At 72.1% G+C, this 22,718-nt stretch carries 18 protein-coding genes; 8 read left to right on the top strand and 10 right to left on the bottom strand.

Translation table 11 applies throughout. From position 1 onward, the window contains the following. Positions 1–200: 200 nt before the first annotated feature. From ACZ4VT_RS35765 to ACZ4VT_RS35750, 4 genes are all read right to left on the bottom strand, one after another. A complete protein-coding gene (locus ACZ4VT_RS35765) occupies positions 201–923 on the bottom strand; it encodes a transcriptional regulator (RefSeq protein ID WP_467955546.1) in 723 nt (240 codons plus the stop codon). Between the two features lie 145 nt (positions 924–1,068). Continuing rightward, positions 1,069–1,878, bottom strand: coding sequence for an MBL fold metallo-hydrolase (locus tag ACZ4VT_RS35760; RefSeq protein WP_467955545.1), 810 nt, complete (start codon positions 1,876–1,878; stop codon positions 1,069–1,071). A 101-nt stretch (positions 1,879–1,979) separates the two neighbouring features. Next, on the bottom strand, positions 1,980–3,500 hold the full coding sequence (locus ACZ4VT_RS35755) for an alpha/beta hydrolase (RefSeq protein ID WP_467955544.1): 1,521 nt from the start codon (positions 3,498–3,500) through the stop codon (positions 1,980–1,982). An 89-nt stretch (positions 3,501–3,589) separates the two neighbouring features. After that, complete coding sequence (locus ACZ4VT_RS35750) at positions 3,590–4,498, bottom strand: aldo/keto reductase (RefSeq protein WP_467955548.1); 909 nt, start codon at positions 4,496–4,498, stop codon at positions 3,590–3,592. A 140-nt stretch (positions 4,499–4,638) separates the two neighbouring features. On the opposite strand from ACZ4VT_RS35750, the gene ACZ4VT_RS35745 reads away from it, so the two are divergent. The 3 genes from ACZ4VT_RS35745 (at position 4,639) to ACZ4VT_RS35735 (ending at position 7,505) form a co-directional block, all read left to right on the top strand. Further along, positions 4,639–4,776, top strand: coding sequence for a hypothetical protein (locus ACZ4VT_RS35745; RefSeq protein WP_467955543.1), 138 nt, complete (start codon positions 4,639–4,641; stop codon positions 4,774–4,776). Between the two features lie 217 nt (positions 4,777–4,993). Next, positions 4,994–6,508, top strand: a complete 1,515-nt coding sequence (locus tag ACZ4VT_RS35740; RefSeq protein ID WP_467955542.1) for a UDP-N-acetylmuramoyl-L-alanyl-D-glutamate--2,6-diaminopimelate ligase — start codon at positions 4,994–4,996, stop codon at positions 6,506–6,508. Positions 6,509–6,533: 25 nt separating this feature from the next. After that, positions 6,534–7,505: an endonuclease/exonuclease/phosphatase family protein gene (locus ACZ4VT_RS35735; protein WP_467955541.1), complete on the top strand. Its 972-nt coding sequence runs from the start codon at positions 6,534–6,536 to the stop codon at positions 7,503–7,505. Here ACZ4VT_RS35735 and ACZ4VT_RS35730 read toward each other — a convergent pair. From ACZ4VT_RS35730 to ACZ4VT_RS35720, 3 genes are all read right to left on the bottom strand, one after another. Beyond that, on the bottom strand, positions 7,489–9,000 hold the full coding sequence (locus ACZ4VT_RS35730; RefSeq protein WP_467955540.1) for an Ig-like domain-containing protein: 1,512 nt from the start codon (positions 8,998–9,000) through the stop codon (positions 7,489–7,491). The genes ACZ4VT_RS35735 and ACZ4VT_RS35730 overlap by 17 nt on opposite strands. Next, positions 8,993–12,760, bottom strand: coding sequence for a bifunctional glycosyltransferase/CDP-glycerol:glycerophosphate glycerophosphotransferase (locus ACZ4VT_RS35725; protein WP_467955547.1), 3,768 nt, complete (start codon positions 12,758–12,760; stop codon positions 8,993–8,995). The genes ACZ4VT_RS35730 and ACZ4VT_RS35725 overlap by 8 nt, the downstream gene beginning before the upstream one ends. Before the next feature lie 358 nt (positions 12,761–13,118). Beyond that, a complete protein-coding gene (locus ACZ4VT_RS35720; protein WP_467955539.1) occupies positions 13,119–14,279 on the bottom strand; it encodes a hypothetical protein in 1,161 nt (386 codons plus the stop codon). A 275-nt stretch (positions 14,280–14,554) separates the two neighbouring features. On the opposite strand from ACZ4VT_RS35720, the gene ligA reads away from it, so the two are divergent. Further along, complete coding sequence (gene ligA / locus ACZ4VT_RS35715) at positions 14,555–16,642, top strand: NAD-dependent DNA ligase LigA (RefSeq protein WP_467955538.1); 2,088 nt, start codon at positions 14,555–14,557, stop codon at positions 16,640–16,642. A gap of 6 nt (positions 16,643–16,648) precedes the next feature. On the opposite strand, the gene ACZ4VT_RS35710 is transcribed toward ligA, so the two are convergent. After that, a complete protein-coding gene (locus ACZ4VT_RS35710; RefSeq protein ID WP_467955537.1) occupies positions 16,649–17,131 on the bottom strand; it encodes a hypothetical protein in 483 nt (160 codons plus the stop codon). 205 nt (positions 17,132–17,336) lie between these two features. On the opposite strand from ACZ4VT_RS35710, the gene ACZ4VT_RS35705 reads away from it, so the two are divergent. From ACZ4VT_RS35705 to ACZ4VT_RS35695, 3 genes are all read left to right on the top strand, one after another. Further along, positions 17,337–18,542 carry a sensor histidine kinase gene (locus tag ACZ4VT_RS35705; RefSeq protein ID WP_467955536.1) on the top strand — a complete coding sequence of 402 codons (1,206 nt, stop codon included), beginning with the start codon at positions 17,337–17,339 and terminating at the stop codon, positions 18,540–18,542. Beyond that, positions 18,539–19,213 carry a response regulator gene (locus ACZ4VT_RS35700; protein WP_467955535.1) on the top strand — a complete coding sequence of 225 codons (675 nt, stop codon included), beginning with the start codon at positions 18,539–18,541 and terminating at the stop codon, positions 19,211–19,213. Before ACZ4VT_RS35705 ends, ACZ4VT_RS35700 begins: the two co-directional genes overlap by 4 nt. A 139-nt stretch (positions 19,214–19,352) precedes the next feature. Further along, positions 19,353–19,643, top strand: a complete 291-nt coding sequence (locus tag ACZ4VT_RS35695; RefSeq protein ID WP_467955534.1) for an SHOCT domain-containing protein — start codon at positions 19,353–19,355, stop codon at positions 19,641–19,643. Positions 19,644–19,724: 81 nt separating this feature from the next. Here ACZ4VT_RS35695 and ACZ4VT_RS35690 read toward each other — a convergent pair whose 3' ends face one another. Next, positions 19,725–20,420 carry a scabin-related ADP-ribosyltransferase gene (locus tag ACZ4VT_RS35690; RefSeq protein ID WP_467955533.1) on the bottom strand — a complete coding sequence of 232 codons (696 nt, stop codon included), beginning with the start codon at positions 20,418–20,420 and terminating at the stop codon, positions 19,725–19,727. 82 nt (positions 20,421–20,502) lie between these two features. After that, complete coding sequence (locus ACZ4VT_RS35685) at positions 20,503–21,531, bottom strand: ArsR/SmtB family transcription factor (RefSeq protein WP_467955532.1); 1,029 nt, start codon at positions 21,529–21,531, stop codon at positions 20,503–20,505. A 76-nt stretch (positions 21,532–21,607) separates the two neighbouring features. On the opposite strand from ACZ4VT_RS35685, the gene ACZ4VT_RS35680 reads away from it, so the two are divergent. After that, positions 21,608–22,516 (top strand): aldo/keto reductase, encoded by a 909-nt coding sequence (locus ACZ4VT_RS35680; protein WP_467955531.1) that lies wholly within the window; start codon positions 21,608–21,610, stop codon positions 22,514–22,516. The last annotated feature ends 202 nt before the right edge of the window (positions 22,517–22,718 follow it).

Below are 22,718 nucleotides of genomic sequence, written 5' to 3'. Positions count from 1 at the left end.
CGGGGATGGTCCAGTGGTGCGGCCTGGGGGGGGGGGGGGGGGGGGGGGGGGGGGGGGGGGGGGGGGGGGGGGGGGCGGGGGGGGGGGGCGCGAGGGGGGGGGGGGGGGGGGGGGGGGGGGGGGGGGCCCCCCCCCCCCCCCCCGCTCCGGCCTGCCGGCGGTCGGTGGCCGGCTGTCGGCCGTCGACTGTCGGCGGCCCGTCAGCGCCCGCCCAGCGGGAACGGCGAGGCCTCGCCCTCCTCGCCGATCAACTCCCAGAAGTGGTCGACGAGTCGGCGCAGATAGGCGGCGCGCTCCGCCGCGATCTCCTTCAGCCGGGCGTCGTCGTTGCGTGCGACGAGGTGTCCCATGTACCGCTCCGAGAACCGCGAGAACTCCCCGTGCATCGTGCGCAGCGCGTCCCCCACGCTGGTCGCGTCCACCACGACGATCTCCGCCACCGGGTCCACGTACGGCTTCCACCGCCCGGCGACGGCCGATCTCAGGTGCTCCGTCAGCTCGTCCACCCGGCCCATGATCCCGATGAGCTTGCGCAAGGACAGGCCGAGGGCCTCCACGAGCGCCCTGGTCTGCCAGGCGTCTCCGTGCCAGTGCTGCGCCGCTTCGGCCGCGCGGTACTCGGTCGGGTCCATGCCTATCCGGTACGCCAGCCGCTCCACGGTGAGCCGGCGGGCCAGCCGGTGCTCGGCGAGGGTGCGCGGTTCGATGCCCATCAGCGCCGTCGCTTCACACCACAAGACGTCGGCCAGGGCGAAGAGTTGGCGGTCGGTGGGGATCTCGGAGCCCTGCTCCCAGGCCAGGACCAGCTGCGGGTGGACGGGGGCGCCGCAGGTGGCCATGAAGTGGGCCACCTGGGTCGGGGACAGGCCCATGCGGGCTCGTGCGGACCTGGCCTCGGTCGGGGAGAACGGAGTGCTGTGCACGGACGCGACACCTCGCAGCATCCTCGGACGCGAGGCGTGCGAGGGGAGGACGGATCGTTGGATGAACACCAAGCGCGGGCACAGTAACAGATGTTCAGCTGATGTTCAGCGGGGTGTAACTGTCCATTTCCCTGCGATTCAAAGGCTACCCAGGACCTCCAGGTTCGAAGTGCGCGAGCATCTGCTCCAGCGCGGCCTGGTCCGGCCCCGTGAAGGCATCGATGCCGGGCAGCGCGGCAAGGGTGTCGATGAACTGCGTGGTCTGTCCCACCGCCGGCGGCAGGTGCGTGCACAGGATGGTCTGCGGGTCCATCGCCCGCAGCGGCTCCACGGTGGCGAGGAACCGGTCCGGATCCACCACTTGGACCCACGGGCTGTCCACGCTCGCCCAGAGCCGCTGGGACGCCCGCACGTCCTCGGCCGGCACCGCCCCGACGTCGGTGCCCGTGGCGACGTCCGCGGAAGGCATCGGGCCGCCGAAGCAGTCGGAGCTGAAGCAGGTCCGCGAACGGTCCTCGTAGAACCCGACGGTGGCCGGGTTGTCGAACAGCGGCGGCCGGAACGCGTGCAGCGTCCGGTCGCCCACGTCCAGGGTCTGGCCCGGATTGAGGAAGTACACCCGGTCCAGGGGCAGCGGCCGCTCCGTGGACATGATCCCGGCGGCCAGGAACGTGGTGACCAGCCGCGCCCGAGGAGCGGCTTCGAGCAGGGCGAAGAGGCCACCCGTGTGGTCGCGGTCGGGGTGGGTCAGCCAGATCCACCGCACGTCGGCGGGATCGAGCACCGAACCGAGGGCGTCGACGAAGTCACGGTCCGGCAGTCCGAGGCCGGTGTCGACGACCACCGGCTGCTCGGAGTGCAGGACGAAGGAGTTGACGGGGAGGAAGCCGAGGCCCGGAACCTCCAGGCAGTCCGCGAGAACGGTGATGTCGGGTCCCAGCTTGTGCGTCGTCATGGCGGCCTCCACCCCCCTGCGCGGTACGGGCTCTCCCTCCATCGTGGCGCCGTCGGGTTGCGACCGCGCGCGGGGGCGGTAACCGTGCCGGGCCGGCGTCCTCAGCTCGCGCAGTCCGTGTCGCGGGCCGGACGCCTGCCGGTGGTCAGGAACTCCGTGACGGCACGGTTGCCGCACGCGTTGCCGTTGCCGAGGTACAGCCCGTGACCGCCCTGTTCGACGGTCACCAGGCGGGCCCGGTCACCCAGGGCCTCGCGCATCTTCAGGCCTCCGAAGAGCGGGGTCGCCGGATCGCGGCGGCTCTGCAGCATGAGGATGTTGGACGGCCCGTCGTCGGTGATCCGGGTCGGCCTCTGCGCCGGGGCGTCCTTCCAGAAGGAGCAGGGCAGCACGTTCACCGGCATGCCGGCCGTCAGCGGGTGGCGGGCGCGGTCCGCGTCCACCGCGCGCTGGTACGAGGCCGTGGACGCGTCCGGCCACGCCACGTCGTTGCAGATGACGGCGACCATGAGCGCGGCGTCCGGGTCCGGGATGGGCTGGGCGAGCTCGCGCGGGAGGACGGGCTGCTTCGCCGGGTCCCCGGCCTCCTTGACGAGCCGGGCGAAGGGGGCGAAGGCGGAGTCGCTGTAGAGAGCGTTCTGCAGGGCCTGGCGCAGACCGTTGCCGGTCAGGGGCACGCCCGGGGTCGTCGATTCCCTCGGCGCGCGGTCCAGCGCGGCCGCGAGGGAGACGACGAGCGGCTCGACCTCCTCCGGCCGCCCGGCGAGTCGCAGGCCGTCCCGGTCCCGGTCGGGGTGGGCCGCCCAGGCCGCGAAGTCGGGGAAGCGGTCCTCGGCGCCCTGCGACATGTTCGCCAGCCAGCCGCGGGCGACTCGCTTCGGGTCGGGGTCGCCGCTGCTGTCGAGGACCCAGCGGTCGGTGCGCTGCGGGTACTTCTGGGCGTACACGGCCCCCACGTAGGTCCCGTACGAGGTGCCCCACGCGGACAGCCTGCGCTCGCCGAGCGCCTCGCGGAAGCGGTCCATGTCGCGGACCTGGTTGGCGGTGGTGAAGCTGCGCAGCTCGGGGCCGCCGCCCAGGGCGCAGGCCTCGGCGATGCGCCGGGAGCGGGCGACGTTCTCGGTGATCTCGCCGTTCGGGCCCGGCCAGGAGCGCAGGCTGGTGAGGTACCGGTCCTCGGGGGCGAGGCCGCAGGTCGCGGTGGTGCTGGCGCCCACACCGCGCGGGTCGAAGGCGACGAGGTCGTACGCGCCGCCGAGCTCACGGCGCAGTGCGTCGCCCTTCTGCTTCAGGCGCTGCACGCCGGATCCGCCCGGGCCGCCGGGGAGTACGACGAGCGTGCCGCGGCGGGATTCGGGGCGGTCGCTGCGGATGCGGGAGACGGCGACGGTGAGCTGCCGGCCGTCGGGGTCCTCGTAGTCGAGCGGGACCGGCAGCTCGGCGCACTCCTGGCCGGCGGGCACGTCCGGATCGGCGCAGGTGTGCCACCGGAGCTGCGGGGCGGCCGTCGTGGGCCGCGCGGCCGCCGGTGCGGCGGTCGCCGCGCTCGCGGTGGTCAGGCCTGCGGCCACGGAGGCCGCGGCGAGGGTGAGGAGCAGGGCCTTCTTCGGGCAAGTCGTCATGGCGCAAGCCTTGTTGATCTCGCATCGGGGTCCCATCCAGCAGGCATGCCGGCCCCCGGTGGGGATAACCCCCGAGCCGGAGTACGGGATCAGGGCAGCGGGACCCCGCGGGCCGCGATCCAGAGCTCGTACCACTCCTCGTGCGTGAGGTCGGGCTCCCGTACGGCCGCGTCACGGCAGGCGCGGATCCGTTCGGGGCGGGCGGTGCCGATGACGGGCGCGATCCCGGCGGGGTGCCGGATCAGCCACCACAGCAGCACCGTCTCGGGCGTCGTGCCCTTGCGCCGGGCCAGCTCGGCCAGCAGCGCCGCGGTGGCCCGTTCGGCCGGCGTCTGCTCGCGGCCGGTGAACCGGCCCTGCGCCAGCGCGCCCCAGGCCTGGAGGCGGACGCCGTGGTCGCGGCAGTGCTCCAGCGTGCCGAACGGGAAGCCGTTGGCCGCGGACTCGGGCGTGTTGAGGAGCACCCCGGCCTCGACCCAGTCGCGGCTGTGCAGGCTCATCTCCAGCTGGTTGGCCACCAGCGGGACGTCGAGACGCGCCTGGAGGTGGGCGATCTGCGCGGCGCCCATGTTGGACACGCCGAAGTTCCGTACGAGACCCTGCCGGTGCAGGGACGTCAGCGCCGACGCGATCGCGTCCACGTCCGCCAGCGGGTCGGGGCGGTGCAGCAGGAGGACGTCGATCACGTCGGTGCGCAGCCGGGTCAGGCTCTCCTCCACCCGCCGCGCGATGCTCTCCCCGCGGAGGTCGTAGATCCCCGGGCGGTCCGCGTCGCCGAGCCGGATCCCGCACTTGGTCTGGAGCGTGATGCGTTCGCGCAGCCCCGGCGTGCGGGCGAGCACCTCGCCGAAGACGGCCTCGGCCTTCCCGTGCCGGTAGATGTCGGCGTGGTCGAAGGCGGTGATCCCGCTGTCGAGCGCAGCGGAGATCGCCGCCTCCGCGGCATCGATGTCGCCGGGCCCGTACGCACCGGGCTCCCAGCTCCCGCCGAGGCCCATGCACCCGTACAGCACCCGGTCACCACTCACGCCCGCACTCACACCCGCACTCCCGTCCGTCACCACGCCCCCACCCTAGGCCCTGTCGGACCCTGTCCGACGTGGGATTGGCGTCGTCCGATCGGCCGTACACTCGGGCCATGGGTCGCATGGGTTCGACGAGGCAGTGCGCGCGGCAGGCCGCCTCCGGGCTGCGCCCGGCCGTCGTCGACCGCGCCGCCGCGGCCGGCGTCGAGGCGCCCGAGACCCGCCGGGTCGCCCTGCACGGCCACGGCTAGCGCTCTCCTCCCTCCCCCCTTCTTGCTCCGCCCGGCGCGCCACCGCTCCACGCGGTGGTCGGGGTTCTCCTGCCGGGCCGAGCCACCTCGTCGTCCTGTTCTCGTCGGACGATCGCCCGCCCCGCTCCACGTCACCACCGCAGCTTCCCGGCATCCGCCGGCGCTGCCGCCCGGCTACGGCCGCACGCCCGGGCCGAGCCCCCTCGAAGGGATCATTGTGAAGCTGAGCGAGTTGCTGGCCGGGCAGGAGCACCACGTACTCCGGGGTGACCCGGAGACGACGTCGATCACCGCCGGAACCACGTTCGACGCGGATCGGGTGATGCCGGGCTCGCTGTTCATCGCCGTGCCGGGGCACCGGGAGGGCGGACCGGCCTCCGTGTCGCCCGCGCTGGCCCGCGGAGCGGCCGCGGTACTCGTCGACGGCCGTGAGCCGGCTCTTCCGGCGTCGGTGTGGCCCCCGGGTGCCTGCGCCGTGCGGGTGCCCGACACCCGGATGGCGGCCGCGGTCGTGACCTCGCGCTACTTCGGCGAGCCCGGACGGCAGATGGACATGGTGGCGATCACCGGTACCAACGGCAAGACGTCCGTGTCGTACATGGTCGAGTCCGCCCTGCGGATCTCCGAGGGCGCGAAGGTGGGGGTCATCGGGACCGCCGGCAGCCGCGTCGGCGACGAGCCGATCCCGATGCCGCGTTCGGTGCTGACCACTCCGGAGTCTCCGGACCTGCAGTACCTGCTGGGGTGCATGCGCGACCGCGGCGCCGGCAGCGTGGTGCTGGAGGCCACCTCCATGGCCCTGCTGACGCACCGGGTCGACCGGACCTTCATCGACGTCGGCGTCTTCACCAATCTGACACAGGACCATCTGGACGACCACGGCACGATGGAGAACTACCGGGACGCCAAACTCCGGCTGTTCCAGGGCCTGTGCCGGCACGCCGTGGTCAATGCCGACGATCCCGTGGGCGCCGGGATCCGCTCGATGATGCCCGGGGCGGTGACCACGTACGCGATCGACGGCCCGGCGGACTACCGGGCCACCGGGCTCGACGTGAGTGCTTCCGGTACGCGGTTCACCCTCCACCACGGCGGGCGCGCGTATCCGGCGTCGATCCCCGTTCCGGGGAAGTTCTCGGTGGCCAACGCGCTGGCCACGGTGGCCGCCTGTCACGTCCTGGGCCACGACCTGGGCGCCCTGGTCGACGCACTCGACCGGATGCCTCCCGTACCGGGCCGGTTCGAGCGCTTCCGGACCCCGCTCGGCACCTCCGTGATCGTGGACTACGCCCACTCGCCGGATTCCCTGGACAAGGTCCTGACCACCATCCGCGGCTTCGCGCGCGGCCGGGTCGTCACCGTCTTCGGCTGCGGCGGGGACCGCGACACCACCAAGCGGGCCGACATGGGGAGGATCGCCGGAACCCACTCCGACCTCTGTGTCCTCACCTCGGACAACCCCCGCAACGAAGACCCCGAGGCCATCCTGGACCAGGTCGCCCCCGGCCTCGTGGCGACCGGCACCCCCTTCGAGCGCTTCGCCGACCGCCGCCGGGCGATCGAGTTCGCCCTGTCGGCCGCGGGTCCCGAGGACGTCGTCCTGATCGCCGGGAAGGGCAGCGAGCCCTACCAGATCGTGGGCGAGGCGCTGCTTCCCTTCAGCGACATGTCCACGGTGCGCGAGCTTTCCGCGTCCCCCAGCCGTTCAAACCCGGGCCGATGCACGGTCTGACCGGCGGATACTCAATGATGTCCGCATGGAAAGACAAATGGAGACCGGGCGGAGACCGTCCGGCCGCCGGCTCGGCCGCGCGGTGGCGACTCTGAGCCTGCTGACCTCGGTGGTGGCGTGTACCTCCGCGCAGGCTCCGGCTCCGCTCTCGGGCGCCGGGAGCGGGGACGAGGTCTCCGTCGCGACCTGGAACATGTGCGGGGTGCGGCAGTGGGGCTGTGAGGAGACCGGCAGCCCGAAGGACAAGTTCCAGCAGCTGCGTGACCTGGTCGGCGACTCCGGCGTACGCGTCCTGCTCCTGCAGGAGGTGTGCTCGGAGGACCTGCTGTCCTCGGCCGTGCGCCTGGGCCCGGAGTGGCACTCCGTCTTCGAACCGTACGCCGATGTGGACGGGGCGGGCCGGCGCACCTCCGTCGACTGCACCGGGCAGGGCCGCGGCCAGGCCGGATACGGACTGCTGGCCGCCTCCCGGCTCACCGATGTGGAGGTGGTCCCGTCCGAGCAGCCGACGGTGGGCCTGCACCGCGGGATCCTGTGCGCGCGGGTCCCCGCCCAGGGGCTGCGGGTGTGCAACGCGCACCTGTCGCTGCGGGAGAGCGACGGCGAGCACCCCGACTGGGACTTCCGCGACGACCAGCTGAGCTCGCTGGCCGCCACCGCGGCGACCGACGCCCGTACGGTCTTCGGCGGGGACTTCAACGCTCCGCCGCCCGTGGGAAGCCGGAACACCTCCGCCTGGATCTGGCCGTCGGAGGCCTACGAGACCTACCGCGAGTGCGATCAGAAGGGCGACTCCCGCAAGGGCCGCGCCACGCACAAGGACGGCACGAAGATCGACTACCTCTTCACGCTGCTGCCCCGCACCGGCTGCGAGGTGGTGGACACCAAGGCCTCCGACCACCGGCCCCTGGTGATGCGGGTGACCCTCCCCGCCGCCGATCCGTCGGCCACTCCCTCCGCTCCCTCCGCCGATCCCGGCGTCAGTAACGCGAGTTGAAGTAGTTGCCCTGCTGGGCGGGCACGCTGTAGCCGTTCACCGAGGTGAAGGGGACGGCCGTCCACGGGGAGGCGTTGCCGACCGCGTCCACCGCGATGGCCTCGACGAAGTGGTCGCCCTCGTTCCAGGCCCAGCCCGACTCCCAGACCCAGCTTCCGTCGGCCCTCACCTCGCAGGTGCCCAGGGTCACGCCGCCCTCCTGGAAGTCCACGCGCACGGCGCCGGGGGCGTAGCCGGCGAAGCCGACGGCGGGGCCCTGCACCTGCTGGTGGGCGGCCGGGGCCGTCACCGTGAGCGCGAGGGACTGGGCTGGCCTCGGCGGCGGCGGAGGCGCCGGTACGTACTCGGGCAGGGGCTCGGAAGCGTGCTCGACGGCGGTGAAGACCACTTCGGCGCGCTCGGTCTGGTAGTTGTTGGCGTCCGCGGCGAAGAGCCTGACGACGTGGCGTCCCTTGGGCCACGGGGTGGTGCGCTCCCAGACCCAGGTGCCGTCGGCGGCGACGGGCGCGGAGCCCTTGTGCTTGCCGTCCTGCCAGAAGCTGACGCGGACGGCGCCCGGGGCGGTCCCGGTGAATCGGACGGTGTTCGCGGGGACCCGGTCCTCCGACGTCGGCGACAGCACCACCGGCTTGGGGAAGGCGTCGCTGCTCTGCACCAGGGAGGTCTGCGTGAGGTACGCGTCGATGGCCGACGTGTCGCGCTCCGGCTGTTCGTAGCCGTTGCGGACCATGCCGAACCGGGGGGCGATCCCCTCGACGAGGAGGTTCAGCAGCCCGATCAGGGTGGGCAGGTTGCGCAGCGTGACCTTCCCGTGGTCGGTGATGAGGGGAGAGTCGTTGTAGACGAAGTTGAAGTTCTCGCGCCCCTGGAACAACGGGATGAACGGCTCGACTTGGCGCGCGTACTGCTCGTCCTGGGGCGACGAGATCAGGTAGACGTTCGCCGAGGGGTTGGCGCCGCTGCGCACCAGCTCCGGGAGGACCGAGTCGAGGATGTGGACGTTCTGCTCCGTCGCCTCGCCCATCATCACCCGGACCGCGTCGGGGTTGCCCTCCTTGACGCGCGTTCCGATCTGGAACTGGGGCACGCTGGCCACGATGTTCCTGAAGCCGTACTTCAGCCCGAAGAAGAGGGCCGCGCTGCCGCCCTTGGAGCTGCCGAACATGGTCACTTCGTTCGGAGAGAGGGAAAGGGCGTTCATGACACGGGAGATGAGCCCCGCGACGGACTGCTCCAGGGAGAAGTCCATCCCCTTGCACAGGTAGTAGGTGTTCGCGCCGTCGAAGAGGTCGCGGACCCACAGGATGTTCGACCGGAGCAGGTCGAGCTTTCCGGTCGCCCAGCCCCATTCACCGGGCGCGTAACGGTTCGCGAAGACCACGACCAGGTGGCGGTTGCCCTTCCTCGCGTGGGAGAACTTGTACTCGACGGGCACCGCCCCGGAGGTGTCCACGCCGGTGAAGACACGGCGCGCGTTCTGGGCTGCCTTAGACATGCTCGGAATCCATTCTTCTCACCGGTTGGCGCGGCACCTGACCGAGGGTGCCTCCGTTCCAGGGACCCGGCTGACCCGGGTGGCCCGCCGGGCCCGCACCGCGGCCGCCCGCCGCGCCGACGGCCGGCGCCTGGGCCCGCGCGGGGTCGAGGTCTCCTCCGGCGATCAGGATGCGGTCGGTCAGCCTGGCCGAGGCGTAGCCGTCGTCCAGATCGCAGAACTCCTGCTGGAACCAGCGGTAGCGGGCGGCGTAGCCGTGCTGGATGCGGTCGATGTTGCGGATCGCCCCGATGAGTTCCGGGGAGTTGAACAGCAGCGGACCGGGCGCGGACTGCTCGAAGTCGAAGTAGAAGCCGCGCAGGGTGTCCCGGTAGTGGTCCAGGTCGTACGTGAAGAAGAGGATCGGCCGCCCGGTGTTGACGAAGTCGAACATCAGGGAGGAGTAGTCCGTGATCATCACGTCGGTGATGAGCGAGAGGTCCGCCATGTCCGGGTAGTCGGACACGTCGTAGACGAAGCCGTCGCCTGCTCCGGGCACCGGGTCCACCACGTTGGGGTGGCGCCGCACGAGCAGGACGTGGTCGTGGCTCAGGTGCGCCTTGGCCTCGTCGAGGTCGATGCGGAAGTCGAGCTTGTACTTACCGGGTGCGTAGAACTGGTCGTCGCGCCAGGTCGGCGCGTACATGATGACCTTCTTGCCCGGCGGGAGCCCGATGCGGCGGCGCACTTCCGCCGCCCGCCGGCCGGAGTCCGCCCGGCGCAGGATGTCGTTGCGCGGATAGCCGCTCTCGACCATCTCGCCCGGGAACTGGAAGGCGCGCTTGAGGATCGGGGTGCTGAAGCTGTTCGGGGACACCAGCATGTCCCAGTTCTGCACCTCCTTCTCCACGCGTTCCAGGTACCGCTTGTCCGCGAAGTGCACGGCCTCGATGTCGTGCCCGATGCGCTTGAGCGGAGTGCCGTGCCAGGTCTGCACCACGACCTGGCCGTCACGCTTCTGGAACCAGTCGGGCAGGTGGTTGTTGGCGACGATGTACCGCGCGCGGCCCATGGCCTCGTACCAGTCGGGGGACCACATGCGGACGGCGCGTGCGGAGGGCGGTACCGCGACCTGGTCGTCGCGGACCACCCACAGGTGCTCGAGGTCCACGCCGCGGCGGACCATCTCCTCGTGCAGGGCGCGGGGGCTGTCGGAGTACTGGGTGCCCTTGAAGGCGTCGAACAGCACCGCCTGCGTCACGGGCTTGCGACGCGCCTCCGGATACGTCTTGGTGCGCATCAGCTTCTGCCGGTACGGGCCGCGGGCCTCGTCCGGCATGGCCGAGTGGACCAGCAGCGAGAGCCTGTCGTAGGCCTCCGCCTGGAGCTCGTAGCGCCGCTCGTCGCTGGTCATCTCGCTGGGGAAGGCGGGGATCAGCTCCTGCGTCATCTTGACCATGAGGTCGTTGGAGCGGTTCTCCGCGGTGACGGCGGACGGGTCCTGGCGGCGCAGGAAGAAGTCCCAGCGGCCGGAGGCCAGCGGCACCTCTCCGGCCAGGGTGCGCATCGCCGCGGGGGTGACGAGGAAGCGGAACTCCTCGCCGTACCAGGTGATGGGGACCACGCGCTCCGCGCCGTGGGCCCGGGAGCGTACGACGATGTGCGCCGCGGCGTACTCGGACGAGTCGAGCCTGTCCTGGGCGGCGTAGCCGACGGTGACCTCGAGGGAGCCGTCGGGGCGCCAGGTGGCGGACTTGGCCAGCGGCAGGGTGTCGCGCTCGAACAGCACCACGTAGCCGGAGCCGTTGCGGTGCACGAAGACCTCCCGGTCCCCGCGTTCGGTCTGCAGTCCGGCCGGCATCCGGTAGTGGCCGTCGGTGGCGTCCTCCGCCATGACGGGGTAGATGGCCGCCTTGCGTCCCTCGACGTGCAGGGTGGTCTTCCAGCCGTTGGCGCCGGTGTTCCAGGTCTCCGGGACCCCGTCGGAGGCGTTGGTGCGGTGGCCCGGGACGAGCGCCTTGGCCGGGATGCGGGTGACGAAGGTGTACCAGCCCTCGCCGCCCGGCTGGAACTGGACCCACGCGTCGTGCCGGCCGGCGCCGCCCATGCTGGTGACCCGGAACTTCCCCCACTCGGGGAGCTTCGCGCCGAGGTAGACGCCGCCGAGTTCGAGGTTGTCGCCGACCATGCGGTGCCGGGTGATGCGGCAACGCACCGTCTCCACGCGGAGCTTGAGCTTTCCCTGCAGGAAGAGCGGGACCACGCGGATGTTCTTGTCCACGTACCGGTAGGGCGGGTTGGCCGCACTGCCCGCGCCGCCCCGGGCTATGCCCTTGTAGCGGAAGAGGCCGCGGCTGAGGACGCCGGCCGCCACGTCCCAGGTCCCCTCGGCCCATTCGCCCTTGCGCTTGAGGCGGGAGACGTCGAAGCGGACCTGGAATCCGGACCAGTCGTAGCAGTAGCGGTTCTGCTGGGAGTACTCGGTGGCCTGGGGGTAGTAGGTGCTCTTCGCCTTGGCGACGACCACCCGGCCCTGCTTCTTGTTCCGCAGCGCGATCGCCTTCATCGACATGTGCCGCTTGTGCACGTTGATGAAACGGACGTACGCGGATCCCTCAAGGGTCAGGTGGTCGGAGTCGTCCCAGCGCGCGGACGACAGCGAGCCGTGCAGCGAGAGTTCCTTGTCCAGCCGGTAGGCGCTCTTGTCGAGGCCGATCGACCGGTCCCCGAGATAGGGGTAGTTGAGGTAGCGGTGGAAGCGCCGCTGCACCGGCAGGGGGCCGCCCTTGCGCTCGAACTCGACGACGTCGAGCAGCTCTTTGAGCCGGCCCTCGCGCACCAGGAGCCACTTCACCCGGGCGTCGGCGGGCAGTTCGTGGATGATGTCCGCGTCGGCCTCGTCCAGGAACTCGTTCGCCCACTGCATGAAGGCGTCCCGGTACTCCTCGTCGGCGTCCGGCAGCACCTTCAGGTGCAGCATCAAGTCCGACTTGAGGCAGGCGAGATCGTACTTGCGCTTGTGGTCGGAGTAGGAGCGCGCACGGTGTCCGGCGAGGAAGCGGCTGACCGACCGCACCGCGGCGACCCGGTCCTGGAGGTTGCTGAACTCGGTGTGCCGCTGGGTGATGGAGGGCGCGGCGCCGCCCTCGCGCCGGCGCCAGAAGTAGACGATGTCCGTGAGGATGTCGACCTTGGCGGCCCGGAAGTGGGCGAACATGTTGACCCAGGAGTCCTCGTACATCACGCCCTCGGGGAACGCGATGTAGTGGTAGTCCCAGAAGGACCGCCGGAACACCTTGTTCCACACCGTGCGGTCATAGATGAGGTCGGGCAGCTTGGTGATGTGCGTGCCGCGCTTGTTGCTGCGCATGGGCGCCTTGTGCAGCGGGGACTGCCACCTCTTGGTGGAGTTCATCATCTGCACGTTGCCGGAGACGAAGTCGGATCCGGAGGCTTCGAGGGTCCGCACGAGCAACTCGTAGGCGTATTCGGGTATCACGTCGTCGCCGTCGACGAACGCGAGGAACTCCGCCTCGGGGTGGGCCGCGCGGATGCCGACGTTCCTGGCGTGACCCGGCCCCATCGGCTCCTGGCGCAGCATCCGGAACCGCGGGTCCCGGCGGGCGAAGTCCGCGGCGATCGCGGTCGAGGAGTCGGTCGAGCCGTCGTCGACCATGATCACTTCAAGGTCGCGGAACGTCTGCCTGGCTATCGACTCGAGGCACTCCTCGAGATAGATCTCGACGTCCTGAAAGGGCACGACGACGCTCAGGCGGGGCATACCTGCCACTCAGAAAACTCCTTGATAGACACACTTCTCACAGCGCGCCGGGAATCGCCGCGGCGCGCCGCCAGACCCGCCCCTGAATCTGGTCACCCACCGCTCCCCGCACACTCGTCCCTCCCCCACCCCTCGACCCGCACACTTATGCGACCCTCACAGGGTGTGCGCAGCGTAGGGCAACTGCGCAACGACGAGCAAGTATTCACAAGCGCGCAAGCCTCTTGAAGCTTCACGCTTGCGAAGGAGTGGCGGTACGCAAAGCGCACCGAAAGGGCCAACTGCCCTCCGGTTCGGGGCGACGTGCGAAGACACGGACCGTTACCGGCCGGAACGCCCGCGCGCCCGGTGAGCTAGGTCACCCCACGCGGCACCAGGGGTCGAAGGCGAGACCCGCGTCCATGAGGTCCTGCCGGGCGATCCGCAGGCCACCGTCCGTGTCGATCATCGCGATCGTGACCGCGCCACGGGCGTCGAGGGCGATGGCCGGCAATCCGGCGCACCGGTCCCCGACCGGAGCCCACCAAGCGCCGTACTGCTCACCCTCTGTGGGATAGGCGGCGATCTCGGGGCACCCCTCGGCGCCCCGCTGGAGGAGCACGGTGCAGTCGTAGCCGTTGATGCGCGTACGGGCGATGCCCACCGGGCCGGCGCCACCCGCCCCGCCCAGCGGCATCGGCACGCGGGTCGCCCCGGCGGGGGCCATCGGTCGGTAGGCGATCACACTGCCGTCCGCCGGGTGGCGCCAGAAGTACGTACCGGTGCCGGGGCCCGTCTCGTGGGCGCTGAACGTTCCTTCGACGGCATCGACCTGCATGCGTCCGAGCCACCGGAAACCGTTGCCGGGCCCGTCCTGGCTCCAGTACGAGGCTCCGCCCCGGAAGGGTGCGAGGAACTCGGCCCGCCCCTGGGCCGTGACCAGAGGGACGACGGCCCCTCGCGCCCATTTGCCCTGATAATCGGCCCAATTGCCCCATTTGCCGTCGACGCCCCGAGTTCGGCCGCGCACGCCGGCCCCGAACCGGGTGACGACGACATGGAGCGATCCGGCGCCGTCGGGCAGCACCATCGGGTCTCCCGGCGGGGCCGGCGTATCGCCCTCCTGTTCCCGCTCCGGGAACGGGTTGCCCAGGGCCCGCCAGTCGCTGAGCGGGCGGCCGGTCTGGTACTGGGCGGCGATGACCAGCTCGCGGCCACCCGGCGCACCGTCGCGGTAGCGGGTGCCGGCGAACCAGACGAAACCGCCCGCGTCCTGGGCCAGCGTGAACCGGCCCGCCCATCCCTCCACGGGGAACAGCTCGGGCCCGTGCCAGACGTCCGAGCCGGGGGCCGACTCGGTCCAGCGCACCACGCCCTCGGCGCAGCTCGCGTAGGCGGTCAGCCGGCCGTCCCGCCCCAGGCGGAGCCAACCCCGGGCCGCGAGGCCGCCGTCGGCCGCCTCGGCTATCTCGGAGCCCGGAACCGCGGGCGTGGCGGAGGTGACACCCCGGCCCGCTTCCGCGCGCTCGCGTCGCGCCATGTCCTGCCCACTCCTGCCGTTCTCATCCTATTTGCCCGGCCCGGCCCTGCGACCGTGCGCCCATCCATGGCAGGGCGCCGACCTGTCGCCGCCAGTGGCGGACGTCCGGGACGGCTCCCGGCCCGGTGCAATCTAGCCTGTCCGCGCCGTCGGCCCCGAGGCGGACCCGTTGATTCCGTAATCGGCCCCTCGCCCCGGACGGCGTCGCCCGCCCGTGCCCTGCCCGCGCTCGCGGGCAGGGGGCGTTGTCAGACCCCTGCGAGAGGATCATCCACATGACGATCCTTCCCGCCGATGAGGCGTTGTCCGGCGTGCCCGGCATCTCCAGCGTGCCCGGCATCTCCAGCCATGCCGACTACCGTGCCGCGCTCCGGCAGTTGCGCGAGGCGTCCCACGCCTACTACGGCGGCGAGAACACCTCGCTGGACGACGCCACTTACGACGGGCTGCGCCTGTCCGTGCTCGCCTGGGAAGCGGAGCACCCGGACGAGGTCGCCCACGACTCCCCGACCGGCCTGGTCGGTGACGGCGCCGCCCCGGTCGGCGACATAGCGCACACCACCCGGCTGCTCAGCCTCGACAACGTCTTCGACCCGGCCGGCCTGGTGGCCTGGGAGGCCTCGCTCCAGCGCCGCCTGGGCCACCCGCCCGCCGGCGGGTTCACGGTCGAGCCGAAGATGGACGGAGCGGCCGTGGCCGCCCGCTACCGCGCCGGGCGGCTGGAGCAGATCATCACCCGCGGCGACGGCACTCACGGCGAGGACGTCAGCCACGTCATCGGCACCATCGAGGGCCTGCCCGAGCTGCTGCCCGTACCGGCCACGTTCGAGGTGCGCGGCGAGGTCCTGTTCACGCGAGCGCAGTTCGAGACCGCGAACGAGGTCCGCACCGCACACGGCGCGCAGGTCTTCGCGAACCCGCGCAACGGCACGGCCGGAACCCTGCGCGCGAAGGACCGTCCGTACCGGCTCGCGATGACGTTCTGGGCGTACGGGGCGGTCGAGCTCGACGGGGTCGGCTTCGTGCCCTCCGGGGCCACGCACGCCGAGGTCCTGGCCGCCGTCGCCGAGGCCGGAGTCCGGACGACGGCCGGCACACCCGCCGGTCTGCACGTGGTCGCGACCCTCGCCGAGGCACAGGAGAAGGTCGACGGGATCGCCGCGCTGCGGCCCGCCCTGCCGTTCGGCATCGACGGGGTGGTGATCAAGGCGAACGACGCGGCCGAGCAGGCCGCGGCCGGGTTCGGCAGCAGGTTCCCGTACTGGGCGATCGCCTTCAAGCTCCCGGCGGTCGAGCGGCAGACGGTACTGAGGGAAGTGGTCTGGGACGTGGGCCGGACCGGCGTACTGGCCCCGACGGCCGTACTCGAACCGGTGGACATCGACGGATCCACGGTCACCCGGGCCACCCTGCACAACCCGGCGGACATCCGCCGCCGTGACCTCCACATCGGCGACACCGTCACGGTCTACAAGGCGGGTGACATCATCCCCCGCGTCCAGGCCGCGGTCATCGGCCGCCGGCCGGCCGGGGCGCAGGAGGTGCCGCTGCCCACGGCGTGCCCGAACTGCGGTGGGGAGATAAACAAGGAGCAGGAGCGGTGGCGCTGCGCGCAGGGCACCGGATGCGCGCTGCCCGCGCTGATCGAGTACGCCGCAGGCCGCGACATGCTCGACATCGACGGCCTGGGCAGGACGTACGTCAACGCCCTCATCGAGTCCGGAGACGTCAACGACGTCGCCGACCTGTTCACCCTGACCGAGGACCGGCTGACCGCCGCCTCCGGCAGTGCCAAGCGGGGAGCGAAGCTGGCCGAGCAGATCGCCGCCGCCAGGTCCCGCCCGCTCAGCCGCGTCTTCTGCGCCCTGGGCGTGCTCGGTACCGGGCGCAGCATGTCCCGCCGCATCGCCGCGCACTTCGGCACGATGGACGCGATCCGGCAGGCCGACGCCGCCGAGATGCAGGAAGTCGAGGGCATCGGGCCGGAGAAGGCCCCGGTCGTCGTGGAGCAGGTCGCCTCGCTGGCCCAGGTCATCGACAAACTGGCCGCGGCCGGCGTCAACATGACGGAGCCGCGGCAGCCTCAGGCTGCCGCGGAAGGCCCGCTGGCGGGACAGACCGTCGTCGTGACGGGCAAGATGAGCGGCCCGCTGGAGAACATGGGGCGCTCGGAGATGAACGCGCTGGTCGAGAAGGCCGGTGGCCGGGCGGGCAGCAGCGTCAACTCCAAGACCACCTACCTGGTCTGCGCGCCGTCCGCGAATGGGAAGCCGAGCTCCAAGGCCGTGAAGGCGGCGGAGCTGGGGGTCACGGTCCTCACGCCGGAGGCCTTTGCCGAACTCGTCTCGGACTGCCTGGACTGACCGGGGTCAGTACACGAGCTTGTAGCTCACGTCCTTGGGGACCGGGGCCGGGGCGGTGTCCGTGTAGAGGAGCCGGATCATCGTGAAACGCTGGACGCCGGGACGGTCCGGCCAGGGCTCCGGGCCGCTCAGGGTCACCGTCACCGGGTAGGACCGGAAACGGCCCGCCGCGCAGTAGGGCTTGCAGTCGTTCACCATGTCGGTGCCCGTGGCCGTCGCGGTCCGCGGGCCCCAGGTGTCCCAGCGGAGCCGTACGAGACGGTTGTTGCCGTCGCCGCAGGCCAGCAGGTACTCCTCGGGGCGTACCTGGGCCTTCGAGAAGCAGTCCACGACCACGACCGGATCCGGCGCGGGAGCCGGCAGGGCCCGGGGCTGCGCGGAGGCCGGTACGGTGCCCGCCGCAAGCGCCGCGGCCGCACAGACCAGAGTGGCGGTCCGCATCCTGGCCCAGGGGCCCCGGACGCGCCGGCCGTCTCCTGATGCGTCCACGACGTCCTCCTCGCCCGTCGGTCCCAGCGTCGGCGCTGAGATCATGCCCAGCTTCCCCCATCCGGGCGAGCCTCGCATCCGCAGGGCCCGGGAGGCGGAAGGCGGCGGGAGGGCGTGGGGTGGTACCCGTACTACCTGGGGGGTACGCCGGAAACGCTACGCCGGGGTGACGCGGGTGAGAGCGGGCGCGGTCTAGCGTGGCCGTATGGACGAGCTGCGCGAGCGCCCGGGTCCCCCGTGGCGCAGATGGGTGGAGCGGACCGGGCGGGGCCCGGCCTGGCGCTCCGCGCTGCTCGTCGCCGTCTTCGCGCAGGTCGGCGCCGGATGGGCCGCGCACGCGCAGAGCGGGCGGGTGGCCCTGGACGGCTTCGCGCGGCTCCTGCTGCTGCTCGGGCCCGCCCTGCTCGTGGCGCGGCACCGCCATCCGGTGGCCGTGGTGTACGCGGTCAGCGCGGTGACCCTGGTCTACATCGGCGCCGGGTACCCCTACGGCCCCGTCTTCCTCAGCCTGGCGGTGGCCTGCTTCGCCGCCGTCGTCGCGGGCCGCCGGCGGGCCGCCTGGGGGGCCGTCGGTCTGCTCTGGGCCGGGCGTCTGCTGATCGGTCACTGGCTGTACCGGTGGCTGCCGCCCGCCGGGGACGGGCCGGCGCCGTGGTCGCAGGAGCTGGCCGTCACCGCGTGGGTCCTCGCGATCCTCGCCGTCTCCGAGCTGGTCCGCCTGCGCCGGGAGCAGTGGGCCCGCGAGCGGGCCGAGCGGCGGGCGGCGGAGAGACGCCGGGTGGACGAGGAGCGGCTGCGGATCGCCCGTGAACTGCACGACGTGCTCGCCCACAGCATCTCGGTGATCAATGTGCAGGCGGGGGTCGGGCTGGCCCTGCTCGACTCCGACCCCGAGCAGGCCCGGACGGCGCTGACCACCATCAAGGCGGCGAGCAAGGAGGCACTGGGCGAGGTCCGGCAGGTCCTCGACACCCTGCGCGCCCCCGGAGAGGCACCGCGCACACCGGCACCGGGCCTCGACCGGCTCGTCGAGCTGGTCGAGCAGGCGGCGGCCGCCGGGCTCAGCGTGGAGGTCACGGCCGAGGGCGAGGCCCGGGCGCTGGCGCCCGGAGTGGACCTGGCCGCCTTCCGGATCCTGCAGGAGGCGCTGACCAATGTCGTACGGCACTCCGGTGCGCGCACGGCCCGCATCCGCCTCACCTGGCTCCCGCGCGCCCTGGAGCTACAGGTGGACGACGACGGCCCCGCCACGGGCAGCGCCTCGGACGGCAGCGGCAACGGTCTCGTCGGGATGCGTGAGCGGGCCTCGGCCCTGGGCGGCGGCATCGAGGCCGGACCACGTCCGGACGGCGGCTTCCGGGTGGTCGCGAGGCTCCCGCTGTCTGCCGCGACCGCCGAGGGGGATCCGTGATCCGGGTGCTGCTGGCCGACGACCAGCTGCTCGTCCGGGCCGGGTTCCGGGCACTGCTCGACGCCCAGCCCGACATCGAGGTGGCGGGCGAGGCCGCGAACGGCGAGGAGGCCGTGCGGCTGGTGCGGGAGCTGCGGCCCGACGTCGTGCTCATGGACATCCGGATGCCGGTGCTGGACGGGCTCGAGGCCACCCGCAGGATCACCGAGGACGGGGGGCTGGCCGCCGTCCGGGTGGTCATGCTCACCACCTTCGAGCTCGACGCGTACGTCTTCGAGGCGATCCGCTCCGGTGCCTCCGGCTTCCTGGTGAAGGACACCGAGCCGGAGGAGCTGCTGCGCGCGGTGCGGGCGGTGGTCGCGGGCGACGCCCTGCTGTCTCCGGGGGTCACGCGCCGCCTGATCGCGGAGTTCGCGGCGCGTTCGAAACAGCCGGCCGCGGCGGCGGATCTGGGCCGGCTCACCGAGCGGGAGCGGGAGGTGATGGCGCTGGTGGGCATGGGCCTGTCCAATGAGGAGATCGCCCGGCGGCTGGTCGTCAGTCCCCTCACCGCGAAGACACACGTGAGCCGGACCATGGTCAAGCTCGGCGCCCGGGACCGCGCGCAGCTGGTCGTCCTGGCCTACGAGTCCGGGCTGGTCCGGCCCGGCTGGCTCGGCTGGCTCGGCTGACCCGGCTGACCCGGCGCCCGCGGCCGTACTCCCGCGGAAGTACTGACGGTGCAGCCGGCCGTACGACGACCCGGCGCCCCTCCCGGAGCCAGTCTCGGAGTGAGACGAAGAGTCCACGATTCCGAGGAGCTGAACCGAGATGAACACCTTCACCACCCTCGCGTACGACGGGCCCGGCCCGTGGGTCCTGTTCTTCCCGCTGATCTGGGCGGCGGTCGTCATCGGTGTCGTCACCGTCCTGCGCCGCACCGTGTGGCGCGGCCGCCGTGCGCCGTGGCAGCACCGGCCCGCGGCGTACGGCGAGCACTCGCCGATCGCGATCCTGAGGCGGCGCTTCGCCTCGGGCGAGTTCGACGAGGACGAGTACTGGCGACGGCTGTCCGTCCTGGACGAGCAGTTCGGCCGCACCCTCAAGGACGGCCCGGCCTGACCGCGAGCGGCGGCCAGCAGTCAGCGGCCGGCGGTGGGATCGCCCGAGGGTGGTCCCACCACCGCCACGAACCACCGGACGTCAGCGGCTGAGCGCCGGCTCGTCCACGGTGCCGAAGGGGGCGAAGCCCCGGTTGTCCTTGCAGCCGAGGTTCTCGTAGGTGTTGACCTTGGTCACCGGGTCGGTGCCGACCAGGCGGATTTTGCAGGCCTGCTTGATGAACCGCCCCTCGACCCCGCCGGGGAAGTCGATCTCCTTGTTCCAGAGGTAGGGCGACTCGTAGTGGTTGGCCCAGGCGGTGGAGTTCACGTCGATGCCGCCCGGGGCCTCGATCTCGTAGACCCATCCCGTCTTGGCCGCCCCGTAGGTGGCGAATTTCTCGGCCACCCACTTCTCGCAGCTGGTGCTGAGGTGGGCACTGGTCTGGCCGCCGCCCTTGACGATGTACTCGGCCAGCGGGGTCAGTTGGTCGCCGCGCGGGGTGAAGCCCGCCTGGAAGAGCTCCTCGACGTTCTCGCGGGTGTCACCGCGCCACAGGGTGTTGTCGTCGACGCGCCAGTGCCAGTTCTCGGACTTCGCCGCGGCCTGGACGGCGTACGCGATGAACGGATTGGTGGTGGTGCTGAACCAGTCCCACGAGTCGAATGCGGACACCGGCCCACACGGGCCGGTGTCGGGAGCGGGCGCGGGGAGGGAAGGTGCGGCGGCGGCCGGGGAGATGGCGGCGGCGGAGGCGAGCGAAGCGGCGGCGAGGACCCGCAGGGCGGCCTTCAGCATGATGAGTGCCCATCAGTTGATCAACATGACGGCCTCTTTATAGCGACATGTCACCGCACGGATCGAGGGTGGCGAAAGGTGATCACCCGGACGAGTGGGGCGGGCACACCTGCGAGGACCGCTCCTCGCAGGATGCGGCGAGGACGGACTCGGCGACCGCGGTGCGGGCGTACAGCACCGAGCGGCCGGCCCGGTGGGCGCTGACCAGTCCCGCGGCGCGCAGCGCGGTGAGGTTCTGGGACACCCCGGCGGCCGAGAGGCCGGTGCGCCGGGCCAGTTCGGTGGTGGAGGCCGGGGAGTCCAGCTCGGTCAGCAGCAGGGTCCGGGAGCGGCCGAGCACGGCGGCCAGGGCCTCGCTCCGCGTGACGGGCCGCGATTCCCACAGCGCACCCGTGCCGCGCGCCGGATAGGCGAGCTGCGGCGGTTCGGGAGGCGTCACACGGGTGAACGGGACCGGCCCGGTGAAGACCGACGGGATCAGCAGCAGCCCCGCGCCCGCCGTCCTGCGGGACAGGGGCCGGTGCCGGCGCGCCAGCCGGAGCGCGTTGTCGTCCCAGCTCACCGACGGGTGCAGCTCGTTGAAGAGGCGGCCCGCGCCGTGCTCGGCGACCTGCCGGGCCCGGTGGAACACGTCGGCGTCGAGTACGGCGCGGATCCGCGCCCAGTAAGGCGCCAGTGCCAGCTCCCAATAGGTCTCGATCTCCTCCACGACCCGCTCCAGACGGGCCCGCGGTTCGGCGTACAGGCTCCGTGTCCGGGGGCCGAGGCCTCCCTGTTCGTGGCGCAGGCGGTCGAGGTCCTGGCGCACCCGGGCGGCGGGAGAGGCCCGGATTCCGGCCAGTTCCTCCGTCAGGGCGGGGGCCGGCCCGCTCGGTGCCGGATTGAGGAAGTCGGGCACGTACCCCGAGGGCGGGATCAGTTCGGCCAGCCAGCCTCGGTCGAGGCCGGCGGCCGCCAGCCGTGGCCTCACCTGCTCGGCCCACGGCCGGTGCACGGGGGACGCGGCGCCGGAGCGCAGCAGCCGGAAGCTGGGGCCCACCTCCCACATCGGCGAGACGGCGAACCGCATCTGCGCCAGATCGCTCACCGAGAACGTCAGCTCCGCCCGCACGGCCGGCCTCCCCCGAGGATTCACACATGCCTTAATCAATGGCCCGGCAGCATACACAGCGGAGAGCATCCGGGGCATGACCTCACAGACGAAGACCGCGGCCGCCGCGGGTACCTGGACACTCGGCGACGTGGAGATCAACCGGATCGGTTTCGGCGCGATGCGGCTGACGCAGAACGGCGAGGCCTTCGCGGACGATGCCGTGCCCAGCGACCGGGGCCGGGCGATCGGCGTGCTGCGCCGGGCCGTCGAACTCGGGGTGAACCACATCGACACCGCCGCGTTCTACTTCTCGCCGCTGCGCTCCGCCAACGAACTGATCAGCCGGGCGCTGGCCCCCTACCCGGAGGACCTCGTCATCACCACCAAGGTCGGGCCCGGCCGGGACCCGTCCGGGGCGTGGATCGCCCATGCCACCGCCCGGGAGCTGCGCGGCCAGGTCGAGGAGAACCTGCGCCAGCTGGGGCGCGACCACCTCGACGTGGTGAACCTGCGCGTCGTCGGACACGATTCCATCGCCGAGCGCTTCGGAGCGCTCGCCGAGCTGCGCGAGGCGGGGCTCATCCGTCACCTGGGCCTCTCCAACGTCACCCCCGAACACCTCGAGGAGGCGCGGGCCATCGCGCCGGTCGTCTGCGTGCAGAACATGTACGGCATCGGGGTGCGGCCGGAGCACGACGCGTTCCTGCGCACCTGCGGCGAGCTGGGAGTCGCCTTCGTCCCCTTCTACTCCATCGCGGGCGACGGGCGGCAGGCGGGCGCGAGCGGCGCCGAGGCCGAGGAGGTGCGCGCCGTCGCACGGGCGCACGGCGCGAGCCCGGCGCAGGTGCGGCTGGCGTGGACCTTGCAGCGGGGAGCGCACGTACTGGCCATTCCGGGCACCGGCAATCCCGATCACCTGGAGGCGAACGTGGCGGCGGGGGCGCTGCGCTTGCCCCCGGAGGACCTGGCCGCGCTGGACGCGCTCCATGGGAGGGGTGCCTGAGCCGGTCGGCTGCGCCGGTCGGCTGCGCCGCTCGGGCCGGGTGGTGCGGGGGGGGCCGGTTGTGCCGGGGCCGGGCGCGGGTTGGCTGCGCCGCTTGGGCGGGGGTCGGGGTGGGGGCCGGTTGTGCCGGGGTCGGGCGCGCGCCGGGGTGTCTCCTCGGGCGCCGAACGTGGCGAGGGGTCGGAGAGCGGAGCCTTGTTGT

The organism is Streptomyces sp. NPDC029164, from assembly GCF_055563995.1.
This window is presented reverse-complemented; position numbering and strand designations above follow the sequence as displayed.

Excerpts from the sequence above, each read along its gene's own strand:
- ACZ4VT_RS35755 (WP_467955544.1), bottom strand. The coding sequence starts at position 3,500 with ATGACGACTTGCCCGAAGAAGGCCCTGCTCCTCACCCTCGCCGCGGCC.
- ACZ4VT_RS35690 (WP_467955533.1), bottom strand. The coding sequence starts at position 20,420 with ATGCTGAAGGCCGCCCTGCGGGTCCTCGCCGCCGCTTCGCTCGCCTCC.
- ACZ4VT_RS35750 (WP_467955548.1), bottom strand. The coding sequence starts at position 4,498 with ATGGGCCTCGGCGGGAGCTGGGAGCCCGGTGCGTACGGGCCCGGCGAC.
- ACZ4VT_RS35705 (WP_467955536.1), top strand. The coding sequence starts at position 17,337 with ATGGACGAGCTGCGCGAGCGCCCGGGTCCCCCGTGGCGCAGATGGGTG.
- ACZ4VT_RS35735 (WP_467955541.1), top strand. The coding sequence starts at position 6,534 with ATGGAAAGACAAATGGAGACCGGGCGGAGACCGTCCGGCCGCCGGCTC.
- ACZ4VT_RS35695 (WP_467955534.1), top strand. The coding sequence starts at position 19,353 with ATGAACACCTTCACCACCCTCGCGTACGACGGGCCCGGCCCGTGGGTC.
- ACZ4VT_RS35720 (WP_467955539.1), bottom strand. The coding sequence starts at position 14,279 with ATGGCGCGACGCGAGCGCGCGGAAGCGGGCCGGGGTGTCACCTCCGCC.
- ACZ4VT_RS35730 (WP_467955540.1), bottom strand. The coding sequence starts at position 9,000 with ATGTCTAAGGCAGCCCAGAACGCGCGCCGTGTCTTCACCGGCGTGGAC.
- ACZ4VT_RS35760 (WP_467955545.1), bottom strand. The coding sequence starts at position 1,878 with ATGACGACGCACAAGCTGGGACCCGACATCACCGTTCTCGCGGACTGC.
- ACZ4VT_RS35745 (WP_467955543.1), top strand. The coding sequence starts at position 4,639 with ATGGGTCGCATGGGTTCGACGAGGCAGTGCGCGCGGCAGGCCGCCTCC.
- ligA (WP_467955538.1), top strand. The coding sequence starts at position 14,555 with ATGACGATCCTTCCCGCCGATGAGGCGTTGTCCGGCGTGCCCGGCATC.
- ACZ4VT_RS35680 (WP_467955531.1), top strand. The coding sequence starts at position 21,608 with ATGACCTCACAGACGAAGACCGCGGCCGCCGCGGGTACCTGGACACTC.
- ACZ4VT_RS35725 (WP_467955547.1), bottom strand. The coding sequence starts at position 12,760 with ATGCCCCGCCTGAGCGTCGTCGTGCCCTTTCAGGACGTCGAGATCTAT.